This is a genomic window from Flavobacterium sp. (assembly GCF_043720215.1).
Lineage (GTDB): Bacteria > Bacteroidota > Bacteroidia > Flavobacteriales > Flavobacteriaceae > Flavobacterium.
Window position 1 is genome coordinate 1 of the sequence record NZ_JAYSSZ010000127.1, and the last position, 11,643, is coordinate 11,643.

Here is an 11,643-nt window from a genome sequence, read left to right on the forward strand (position 1 = left end):
TATTTTTTGGCTTAATAAATTGTTCAACTTCTATCCTGATAATAATATTCTTATTTTTGTGGAAATTAAAAACAGCTCTTTTTAAGGAGTGACTAAATAGAAAATTGCTCACAAATTTCTCCTTTATTGGGCTTTACAACAGAATTCTCCTCTTTTTGAACATTAACGGTGATTCCGCTAAAGTTATCTCGGAATAAGTTTTTTGTAATCACAACACCATTAGCTAATTCATCAGGAAAAGCTCTATGTACTAAAACTCCCATAGCAATATTTTTCTGGTCGATACCAAATAGCTCTCTTTCCCAATAAGAACTTTCGTTCCAAACACTTGCCCAAACTTGCTTAATAGCTTTTTCAAACGATTTTATCGAGTCACCATAAATCCCAGTTTTAGATTCATATAAACCAGCACCATTGAAGCCTTCAATATCCTCAGCATTGGTTGATGATCTGAAACGAAAATTTTTAAACTGGTTCTGGCTTCCTAATTTTTCATTCAATTTACTAATTAATAATTCATCAATACGTTCTTTTTTAATTGCTTTTCTAATCTTCTGTAACTGGTTGTTTATCCATTTTGTAGAATCTGTGTATTTGTAGTTTAAAAGTTCATTTATTAATGGATAAATAGATTTTTTCTGAATATGTTTCACATAAAAAGAAAACGGAATTGCATTTGCGCATTCAGGGACTCTAAACGAATTATCTTTAGAAATAGCGATTAGATAAGATAAATTCTGTGCCTTAGCACCCATAAAATTGATTCCATTTTTTGAAATTTTATTCAAATCGACAACATTAGTTACACTTATCTCGAGTGTTAGTTTTTTCTTTTTCTTAAAAACTTTTTGCTGAAGTATTTTTTTACTAGTTTCTTTAAGGTAGAAAGTATCGGATTCAATTTTAAGTTCTACTTTTTTATTCAATAGTTTTTTTATTCTTAAATCATTCAAAACATCGGTGTATGCCATAATCGGAATTTTTCTGTTTTTACCCAAAATAACAAGATGACTTAAGGGTGTTTGAAGCTCGTTTACAATAATTCCTTTTACATTTGGTAAAGTTTCTGGTGTTCCGTCTAAGATAATAATCTCGTTATATTTTGGAATTATTGAATCTAAATCTTTGATTTTGTATTGTTTTAAAATTCCAATATTTCTTCCTGAAACAACTTCTTGGTATTTTAATTCATTAAAAATATAATCAGATTTCACACAAGGAATTTTAAATTTATTTTGATTGTATGAATTTAAATGTTCACGATTATTTAAATAAAAGCTTAATTTTTTTCCAATAAAAGTGTTTGTTTCTACTAATTTATAAAATTTCTCAATTGAAGCAACAGGCATATGATCTGAAGCAGCGAGTTCAAGAATCCATTTATCGGTACCTTTTATGTGATTAAGATTTCCTATTAAGAACTCTCTGTTTTTCTCAATATCGCTATAATTATCAGAGTTAAATTTTTCTAAACCTTTATCATACCCCAAGTAATTAGTAACAAAATCATAGTGAAGACGTATTGTTGTGCTATTAAAAAAGTACGTTTTCTGATTTTGGATGCTATATATTATTTTTACGGATTCGATATTCGAGAACTTATCAGATAAAGGTTTTCCTTTTAATGATTTATAAGTTTCATAATTAGAAATAGATAAAACATAGCTTTGTGCTTGTGTTGAAACTATCGTTAAAAGTAGGATTATTGTGAAATAGAGTCTATTCATTTGAATGATTTAAGAACTAAAAGTAGTTAATATTTGATTATTTTAACTTATAGTTATATTATTTTAAGTGATGAAATATTTAAAAATGAATCATAAATCTTTCTACCTTTGCATTTTTAATTCAAGTTTTATGAAACGTGTTGTTGTAGGTCTTTCTGGGGGTGTCGATTCGAGTGTTGCTGCTTATTTATTGCAAGAGCAAGGCTATGAAGTGATAGGTCTATTTATGAAAAACTGGCATGACGATTCCGTTACCATTTCGAACGAATGTCCTTGGTTAGAGGATAGCAACGATGCTTTGTTAGTTGCTGAAAAATTAGGGATACCTTTTCAAACGGTCGATTTAAGTGAGCAATACAAAGAAAAGATTGTCGATTATATGTTTAGCGAATACAAAAAAGGACGCACACCCAATCCTGATGTACTTTGCAATCGCGAAATAAAGTTCGATGTTTTTATGAAAATTGCGCTTTCACTTGGTGCCGATTATGTTGCAACAGGACATTATTGCCGAAAAGGAGAAATTGAAGTAAACGGAAAAACTACTTATCAATTACTTGCAGGTGTTGATGACAATAAGGACCAATCGTATTTTTTATGCCAATTATCGCAAGAGCAATTAGCAAAGTCTTTATTCCCTATAGGTGAACTTACAAAACCACAAGTACGAGAAATTGCAACTAAAATGAAATTAGTTACTGCTGAGAAAAAAGATTCGCAAGGATTATGTTTTATAGGTAAAGTGCGTTTACCAGAATTCTTGCAACAACAACTGCAACCCAAAGATGGTTTGATTTTTGAAGTGGATGCCAATGAAAATATTTACAAACAAAAAGAAATCAATTTTGATTCAATAGAAGATAAATTAGCATTTGAGGCAAAAAACATCACATATACACCGGATGTAGCTAAAGTTGTAGGAAAACATCAAGGAGCACATTATTTTACTATTGGTCAACGAAAAGGATTGAATGTAGGCGGAACCAAAGAAGCCTTATTTATTATTTCGACTGATGTAGAAACCAATACAATTTATACAGGACAAGGACACAATCACCCAGGATTATTTAAAAGAGCATTGTTCGTTGCTAAAGATGAAATTCATTGGATTCGTCCAGATTTGGCTTTAGCCAATGGACAAACTATGAAAGTGATGGCACGTATTCGCTATCGCCAAGAATTGCAAAAAGCTACCTTACATCAGTTTGAAAACGGAATCTATGTTGAATTCGAAGCGCCACAATCAGCTATTACTCAAGGGCAATTTGTTTCTTGGCATATTGATGATGAATTAATTGGTTCTGGAGTAATTTCTTAAAGTTTTAGTTTTTCATCTTCTTTATGTATCTTTGGTTTAACCAAAATTAAAAATCATGAAAAAACTAATACTATTTTTAATTCTTATAGTTTCAATAAACGCTTTTTCGCAAGAAGATGCTTGGGTTTACTTTAATGCAAAACCTAATTCAGCTACTTTTTTTAGCAATCCATTGTCAGTATTAACACAGCGTTCTCTTGATAGAAGAACAACACAAGGAATTGCATTAGATATAAAAGATGCGCCATTACATCAACCTTATGTAGATCAAATTACTGCTTCCACTGGGATTACCGTTTTAGCCAAATCTAAATGGTTAAATATGCTTCATGTTAGGGGGATGCAAACAGATATTGCGGCATTATCAGGTTTGTCTTTTGTAGATCATATTCAGTATGCTAACCATTCCCTGAATCCAGGAGGAAGAATTGCTAAGCCTTCAAATAAAATTGGTAAAGTTAATAAGTGGCAAGACACAAATGATACTCAAATTAATTATGCTTACGGGAATTCTGCGGCTCAAGTTCAAATGTTAAATTGTCATATTTTACACCAACAAAATTATACAGGTACTGGAAAAATTGTGGCTATTTTAGATGCAGGTTTTCCAGGTGTAAATACAGCTGCTCCATTTGCAAGTTTGCGTAATAGAGGACTAATATTGGGAGGTTATGATTTTGTAAATAATTCTACCAATTTTTATACAGGAAATTCTCATGGAACAAATGTTTTGTCGACAATGGGAGGGAATGCTACTAATTTAGTAGGTACTGCTCCAGATGCGGGTTATTATCTTTTCATAACAGAAGATGCTGTTCCAGAAACAGTATTAGAATTATCTAATTGGGTAGAAGCGGCAGAAGAAGCGGATAGGCTAGGAGTAGATGTTATTAATTCCTCTTTAGGTTATTTTGGTTTTGATAATACTGATCATAGTTACACTTACGCTAAAATGAACGGGCAAACATCAGTCGCATCTAGAGCAGTAGATATTGCTTTTTCTAAAGGAATGATATGTGTCATATCGGCAGGAAATGCAGGAAATAGCTTAACAGAACCACATGTAGGAACTCCAGCTGATGCAACTTTCGCTGTTACAGTAGGTTCAGTAACTTCTTCTGAAGTGAAATCGGGATTTAGTTCTATTGGCCCAACTGGTGATGGAAGAATGAAACCCGAGTTTATGGCTATGGGAACAGCATCTGTCATTTCTAATACCGCTGGAACGATAACAACTGCTAACGGAACTTCTTTTTCTAGTCCAATTTTAGCGGGTGCAATTACTTCGTTTTGGTCTGCATTCCCAACAAAAACTAATGCTGAAATTGTGCAATTTGTAAAGCAATCTGCTGATAGATATGCTACGTCAATTGTGACACAAAATAACAATTATGGTTATGGGATTCCAGATTTTCAATTGGCTTTAAATACAGCACTTAATTTGCCTGAGCAAAATCTAATTATTTTTAATTTGTATCCAAATCCGGTTACTAGTGAAATTACTATTTCAAGTCCAGATGCTATGATAGGATCTTCGATTAAGTTTTATAATAATTTGGGGCAACTAGTTATGCAAAAAAACATTGACACTCAAACCCAAATAATATCTTTAGAAACATTAAGTGGCGGGATTTATTACTACAATATCGCTTCCGCTGAAAAAACACTATATGGTAAATTAATTAAAAACTAATTGCCAAAACAATTTTAAATGAATAAAATAACCAAACTTTTTAATATAAAATATCCAATTATTCAAGGTGGAATGATTTGGAATTCAGGTTACAAATTAGCTTCTGCAGTAAGCAATGCAGGCGGTTTAGGGCTTATAGGAGCAGGATCTATGTATCCAGAAGTTTTGCGAGAACACATTCAAAAATGCAAAAAAGCAACGGACAAACCTTTTGGGGTTAATGTTCCTATGTTATATCCCAATGTTGAAGAAATCATCAATATTATTGTAGATGAGGGAGTGAAAATTGTATTTACTTCGGCTGGAAATCCTAAAACGTGGACTAGTTTCCTTAAAGAAAAAGGAATTACTGTGGTTCATGTAGTGAGTAGTTCAAAATTTGCTCTCAAAGCGCAAGAAGCGGGAGTAGATGCCGTTGTTGCTGAAGGTTTTGAAGCTGGAGGTCACAATGGTCGTGAAGAAACTACTACATTAACTTTGATTCCTATGGTTAAAGAACAAATTTCTATTCCACTAATTGCTGCTGGAGGAATAGCTACTGGTAGAGGAATGCTAGCAGTCATGGTTCTTGGAGCTGATGGAGTACAGATTGGTTCTCGATTTGCTGCTTCTACCGAAAGTTCAGCTCACGATAATTTCAAAAAAACAATTATTGAAGTAGAAGAAGGTGGTACACAACTTACGTTGAAAGAATTAGCGCCTGTTCGTTTAATAAAAAATAAATTCTATAATGATGTTCAGGAGTTGTATGCAAAATGTCCTACGCCTGAAGAATTGAAAACACTTCTTGGCCGTGCTCGTGCAAAACGTGGCATGTTTGAGGGCGATTTAGTTGAAGGTGAACTCGAAATAGGTCAAATTGCAGGTCTCATTCATGATATAAAACCAGTTGCTACTATTATTGAAGATATTATCAATGAATTTGAAAAAGTAAAACAAGATATAGCTAGTTTTTAATCAATTTTTCAGTTTTTATATCGTTTTCATCATAAATTTTTATAAAATAAATACCTTTAGAAAAAGAACTAATATCAGTTTTAATTTCATTTTCATTAAGAGTTATTATTTTCACTAATTTTCCATAAATATCTATAATTTCAATTTTATTGATAGTGTTTGAAGAATTTATAGTGATTAAATTACTTGCAGGATTTGGGTAAATAGCAATTATTGAGTTAGAGTAATTAAAGTTAGGTACTGATAATGTTACATTATTAGCAAACCAATTGGAAGCTAAATTATTGTTTAAACTGGTATCTATCAATTGCAAATAACTTCCATTTCCGTCAGGAGCAGTTGGCCATGGAGCAGTATCAAAATATTCTACAGTATCTATTATATTACCAAAAGCATCAGCCAAAACAATTTTTTGCGATTTATTAGATAAATTTCTAGTGTATTGTCCAAATGGAGTAAAGCCATTTTGAGCCTGAAAAACTACCGAGTTTGCGGCTAAATACAAACTCGAATTTCCGCTAATTGTACTATTATAAGGAAATTGATATGTTGTTCCCAATTGACTAAAATACACCCCAGAAAGGTTAATAGTTGCAGAGTTTGTATTCGTTATTTCAATAAATTCTTGATCGTTACTAGAAAAACTACCAGATATGACTGGATTATAATTTATTTTAGATATGACTAATGGCGGTGTAACAACATTTGCACATGAGGCAAAAGAACCAAGATTATTATTCATCCAAGTTATTCTTTGCGTAAGCCAATCTTTTATATAAATAATTTCGGCAGCATGTGTTGGTATAGCACCCCATCGTTGCTGTTCTCGAATGGTAGCTTCGCTAATATAATTTACGGTATTATCAATAAAAGTATTTAAACTTGTAGTATTCAAAGGTTGTCCAACTTGTGTTAATTCATCCCATCGTTTTGTAAAATAACACCAAAATGTACCATTATCTGTAAGCTCATTCCAAAAATCAGGCCCAACTCTATTTCCGTTACTAAATTGCCAAACATCATAATCACTATGAGTTGTAAACGTGCTACCAAAGGTAAGGTCAAAATCCCAAATTGGTCCAGCACGCAATTTTCCATTTCGGTCTTTATGAAAAAAAGTGCTAAATTGATATACATCTGCATTAGAAGCTAGCTCATTTACCAACATAAAATCGACAAAGGAAGGCACATCAATTACTGAAGTATAACCGTCTAATAGGGACTGATTGTATGTGTTTGCCGCTAATTTATTAAATTCACCTTCAATATATGTGTCTTGTTGAGGAGTGACATCAATTGGTTTTGGTAATTCATGAATAAAATTTGTCTCTCCCATTGTCCAAGCAATTGGGTCTCCACCAGTAAGTTTATCAGCTTTAGTTATATATCCGCCAGTAATGTTTGGTAAAGTATTGTCTGCTGTTGTAATTTTTAAAATATTTACTCGACCAGAATCTGCTTTTATTTTTTCTTGCAAAATATACAATCCTTTATAATCTCCGTTTATAACGACTTCGCAATATTCTGTTCTAGAAGCATAATTTCCCATTTGTCTAGAAAGATTATAACATAAATAATCTCTAATTAGGGATTTGTCTAATGATACAGCATTCAAAATCCAATCATTTTCAGAAGGCATTCCTAGTAAACTTACATTATTATTTGTAGTATTATTTGCTTGTAAAGTTGTTAATCCGTATGGTTTTTTTGGAGTAGTTTGAGAAGAAGATCCTCTAATTTCGATATTTATTCTTCCGTTATAATTTAAAAAAACTGCTGTGTTTTCATCAGTCATATAGTTCCTAGTTCCGTCAGGATGCTTAATGATTTTCATTGAGGCTAAAATTCTAGGGTCATCAAGAATCTCAAGAGGTAAACCAGTATTTGTGTCAATATCAGTATTAATTATTACAATTGGCAAATTGCTATCTGTAAATGTTTGAGAATTTGCTTGAAATGAATAACTTATCAATACTATACAAATAAGTAATTTGTGAGTGTAGATCTTTTTCATAAGCCTTATGATTTCTACTAAAGTTAAGAATAGTATTGTGAATTAAAAATTAAAGTCGATGAAGTTTCGTAATTTATCGATTAAGAGGTTTTTTATGTAAAAAATTAATTTGAATTTAAAAAAATAAGCAATATTTAATGGTATACAATTGTACTTACTGTATTTTTGTGTAAATATATTAGCATATGAAAAAAATACTATTGCTTTTGATAATTAGCTTATCAACATCTACTCAAGCACAAAAAACTCAAAAAGAAGTACAAACTCAAAGACCTAAACTCGTTATAGGTATAGTAGTAGATCAAATGAAAATGGAATACTTATACCGTTTTTATGACGATTTTTCTTCAAATGGATTCAAGCGATTAATGAATAATGGATATACTTTTCAGAATATGCATTATAATTATATGCCTACATATACTGCACCTGGACATGCTTCAATATACACAGGAACAACACCAGCAATGCACGGAATTGTAAGCAACGAATGGTTTAGTCGTTCTTCAGGTAAAGATATCTATTGTACTGATGATGAATCGGTAAAAACAATTGGTGATGGTAAAGAAGATGAAGGAAAAATGTCTCCGAAAAACTTACTGACTACAACTATTACAGATGAATTGCGATTAGCAACAAATTTTAAAGGAAAAGTTATTGGAATGAGTATAAAAGATCGTGGTGCTATTCTTCCAGCAGGGCATTTTGCAAATTGGGCGTTTTGGTATAGTAAAACAGGTGCTTTTATATCAAGCAGTTTTTATGGAGAAAAATTACCAGATTGGGTTACTCAGTTTAATAACGAGAAAAATTATTTGCCATATATTACTAAAGGTTGGAATTTGCTTAAGCCTATAACTACATACAACGAAAGCCTTTCAGATGATAATCCGTATGAAGGTAAACTAAATGGTGTGAAACCAGTTTTTCCCTACAATCTAAAAGATATGTATGAAAAGAAAGATGCTGGAATAATTAAATCGACTCCATTTGGAAACGATCTACTAGTAGATTTTGCTAAAAAAGCCATAGAAAAAGAAGAATTAGGAAAGGATAATAGTACAGATTTCTTGACAGTTAGTTTTTCATCAACAGATTATATAGGACATATTTTGGGGCCACGTTCTATCGAATTACAAGACACTTATTTAAGATTAGATCAAACAATTGCAGATTTTCTAATTTATTTAGATACAAATGTGGGCAAAAATAATTACTTACTTTTCCTAACTGCGGATCATGCAGGGGCTGAAAATGTAAATTATTTAAGAGATAAAAAATATAATGTAAGGAATGTTGACCCTTCAGAAATTAAAGCATCATTAAAAAAACACTCAATAGATACTTTTGGAGAAAATCTAATACTTAACTATTCTAGTTTTAATTTACTTTTTAATAGAGAAATTATTAAAGCCAAAGAATTAGACTTAGTAAAAGTAAAACAAAGCTTTAAAGAATTTTTGATGACTCAAGAACATGTAAAAAGAGTTTATACTGAAGAAGAGATACTAGCATCAACAGGAAGTGATTATCATTTAGATTTTATCGCAAAAGGATATGATCCTACTCAGTCAGGAGATCTTATTATTTTAGATAAACCAGGATATATTGAGTATGGAGAAACGGGGACATCGCATGGAACAACCTATAGTTATGATACTCATGTTCCTTGTATTTTTTATGGATGGAACATAAAAAAAGGAGAAACTCACGATAAAAAAGAAATTACACAAATTGCACCCACAATTGCTCAAAAAATAAAAATAGCTATGCCAAACGGAACCGAAAGTAAGGTTTTACTGGAAGTATTAGATAAAAAATAATTATTTTGTCAGTTAAAAAAAATCCCAAAAATATTTTTTTGGGATTTTCTTTTTTATACTTCAATCATAATTTGATTTTTTAGCAAATCATCAAAAGTTTCTCGCTCACGAATAAGATGTGCTTTACCATCTTTCCATAATACTTCAGCTGGTTTGTAACGTGAGTTATAATTAGAAGCCATCGAAAAGCAATAAGCACCTGCATTCCTAAAACTCAAAATATCACCTTCTTTTATTTCCGAAATTTTTCGATTTGTGGCAAATGTATCTGTTTCGCAAATGTATCCAACAACCGAATAAAAACGCTCTTTTCCTTTTGGATGAGAAATATTCTCGATATAATGTTCCGAACCATAAAGCATAGGACGAATCAAGTGATTAAAACCCGAATCTATTCCAGCAAATACGGTTGAAGTGGTTTGTTTTACAACATTTACTTTTGCTAAAAAATAACCTGCTTCACTCACAAGAAATTTTCCAGGTTCGAAAGTTAAGGTCAATGATCTGCCGTATTCTTTTTCGAAAGCATTGAATTTTTTAGATAATTTTCTACCTAATTCTTCCACATCAGTTTCTATATCTCCTTTTTTGTATGGTACTTTAAAACCACTCCCAAAATCGATAAAGTCTAATGTTTTAAAATGTTTTGCAGTATCAAATAATATTTCTGAAGCATACAAAAACACTTCAATATCTAAAATATCCGAACCAGTGTGCATATGAATACCATTAATATGCATTTTTGTGTTTTCTACAATTCTTAATATATGTGGCAATTGATGTATTGAAATGCCAAATTTACTATCGATATGTCCCACCGAAATATTTGAATTTCCACCAGCCATTACATGAGGATTTATACGAATACAAACAGGTATTTGTGGGTGTTTTGTCCCAAATTGCTCTAAAATAGATAAGTTATCGATATTAATTTGAACACCTAATGCGGCTACTGCCTCAATTTCGTCCATAGAAACTCCATTAGGTGTATAAATTATTTTGCCTGGTGTGAAACCAGCATGCAAACCTAGTCTTACTTCTTGAATGGAAACCGTATCAAGTCCAGAACCGATCTGTTTCAGTAGCTTTAAAACAGAAATGTTTGACAATGCCTTGACAGCATAATTGATGCGTAATTTTTCTACCTTAGAAAAAGCATTTGTTAAACGTTGGTACTGTGATTGAATTTTTCCTGCGTCATACACATAAAGCGGACTGCCAAATTCTTCTGCTACTGAAAGTAATTGTTGAGATTCCATTAAAATTATTTTTTTTGAACGGTAAAATTATGAATTTTTAGGATGCCAAAAACTTTCGTTTTTTAATAAAAGTAACTATTTTAAGTAAAAGCTCCTAGCCCAGATGGGAACGGCATCCTTTTGTCTCGCTTTTTTGCGTGACAAAAGATATAGTGTACAGCAGGAAATAGCTTCAAATAAAAAGCAAAATCATTACCAATATTGTTTAGAATTTATTATTTTTGTTGCACTTTAAAAAGTCAAAAACTTCATTATGAATATACACGAATATCAAGGAAAAGAAATTTTAGCTAGCTACGGTGTACGTATACAACGTGGTATTGTTGCCAATAATCCTGTAGAAGCTGTTGCTGCTGCAAAACAATTAACTGCCGAAACTGGTACAGGTTGGCATGTTATAAAAGCCCAAGTTCACGCTGGTGGACGTGGAAAAGGAGGAGGAGTAAAGCTTGCCAAAAACTTGCAACAAGTTGAAGAAATTGCTGAACAAATTATAGGAATGCAATTGATTACGCCACAAACACCACCTGAGGGAAAAAAAGTGCATAAAGTTTTAGTTGCTGAAGATGTATATTATCCTGGGGAAAGCGAAACTTCAGAATTTTATATGTCAGTTCTTTTAAACAGAGCAACTGGTCGTAATATGATTGTGTATTCTACTGAAGGTGGAATGGATATTGAAGAAGTTGCAGAACACACGCCACATTTGATTTTTAATGAAGAAATTGATCCAACTGTTGGTTTGCAAGGTTTCCAAGCTAGAAGAATTGCCTTTAATTTAGGTCTTTCTGGAAATGCATTCAAAGAAATGGTTCAGTTTATTGATGCTTTGTACAAAGCTTACGTAGGTTC

The 11,643-nt window shown here is 31.9% G+C and carries 8 protein-coding genes; 5 read left to right on the top strand and 3 right to left on the bottom strand.

The genetic code is table 11. From position 1 onward, the window contains the following. Positions 1–92 precede the first annotated feature (92 nt). On the bottom strand, positions 93–1,727 hold the full coding sequence (locus ACHZC3_RS06065; protein ID WP_394758982.1) for a PEP/pyruvate-binding domain-containing protein: 1,635 nt from the start codon (positions 1,725–1,727) through the stop codon (positions 93–95). 130 nt (positions 1,728–1,857) lie between these two features. On the opposite strand from ACHZC3_RS06065, the gene mnmA reads away from it, so the two are divergent. From mnmA to ACHZC3_RS06080, 3 genes are read left to right on the top strand one after another with little or no spacing between them, the layout of a single operon-like run. Continuing rightward, positions 1,858–3,045 (top strand): tRNA 2-thiouridine(34) synthase MnmA, encoded by a 1,188-nt coding sequence (gene mnmA, locus ACHZC3_RS06070; protein ID WP_394758983.1) that lies wholly within the window; start codon positions 1,858–1,860, stop codon positions 3,043–3,045. 55 nt (positions 3,046–3,100) lie between these two features. Beyond that, entirely contained in the window at positions 3,101–4,738 is a 1,638-nt protein-coding gene (locus tag ACHZC3_RS06075; RefSeq protein ID WP_394758984.1) for a S8 family serine peptidase, read from the top strand. Between the two features lie 18 nt (positions 4,739–4,756). Next, entirely contained in the window at positions 4,757–5,695 is a 939-nt protein-coding gene (locus tag ACHZC3_RS06080) for an NAD(P)H-dependent flavin oxidoreductase (RefSeq protein ID WP_394758985.1), read from the top strand. Here the strand turns inward: ACHZC3_RS06080 and ACHZC3_RS06085 are convergent. Continuing rightward, on the bottom strand, positions 5,685–7,709 hold the full coding sequence (locus tag ACHZC3_RS06085) for a CotH kinase family protein (protein WP_394758986.1): 2,025 nt from the start codon (positions 7,707–7,709) through the stop codon (positions 5,685–5,687). The two genes, ACHZC3_RS06080 and ACHZC3_RS06085, sit on opposite strands and share 11 nt — an antisense overlap. A gap of 185 nt (positions 7,710–7,894) precedes the next feature. Here ACHZC3_RS06085 and pafA point away from each other — a divergent pair, with 185 nt between their 5' ends. After that, on the top strand, positions 7,895–9,532 hold the full coding sequence (gene pafA, locus ACHZC3_RS06090; RefSeq protein ID WP_394758987.1) for an alkaline phosphatase PafA: 1,638 nt from the start codon (positions 7,895–7,897) through the stop codon (positions 9,530–9,532). A gap of 53 nt (positions 9,533–9,585) precedes the next feature. Here pafA and lysA read toward each other — a convergent pair whose 3' ends face one another. Continuing rightward, a complete protein-coding gene (lysA, locus tag ACHZC3_RS06095) occupies positions 9,586–10,791 on the bottom strand; it encodes a diaminopimelate decarboxylase (RefSeq protein ID WP_394758988.1) in 1,206 nt (401 codons plus the stop codon). 253 nt (positions 10,792–11,044) lie between these two features. Between lysA and ACHZC3_RS06100 the strand changes: the two genes are divergently transcribed. Continuing rightward, a partial coding sequence (locus ACHZC3_RS06100) for an ATP-grasp domain-containing protein (protein WP_394758989.1) occupies positions 11,045–11,643 on the top strand: 599 nt, incomplete at its 3' end.

Bases quoted from the DNA above. Each gene is read 5' to 3' on its own strand.
- ACHZC3_RS06065 (WP_394758982.1), bottom strand. From the start codon at position 1,727: ATGAATAGACTCTATTTCACAATAATCCTACTTTTAACGATAGTTTCA.
- mnmA (WP_394758983.1), top strand. From the start codon at position 1,858: ATGAAACGTGTTGTTGTAGGTCTTTCTGGGGGTGTCGATTCGAGTGTT.
- ACHZC3_RS06075 (WP_394758984.1), top strand. From the start codon at position 3,101: ATGAAAAAACTAATACTATTTTTAATTCTTATAGTTTCAATAAACGCT.
- ACHZC3_RS06080 (WP_394758985.1), top strand. From the start codon at position 4,757: ATGAATAAAATAACCAAACTTTTTAATATAAAATATCCAATTATTCAA.
- ACHZC3_RS06085 (WP_394758986.1), bottom strand. From the start codon at position 7,709: ATGAAAAAGATCTACACTCACAAATTACTTATTTGTATAGTATTGATA.
- pafA (WP_394758987.1), top strand. From the start codon at position 7,895: ATGAAAAAAATACTATTGCTTTTGATAATTAGCTTATCAACATCTACT.
- lysA (WP_394758988.1), bottom strand. From the start codon at position 10,791: ATGGAATCTCAACAATTACTTTCAGTAGCAGAAGAATTTGGCAGTCCG.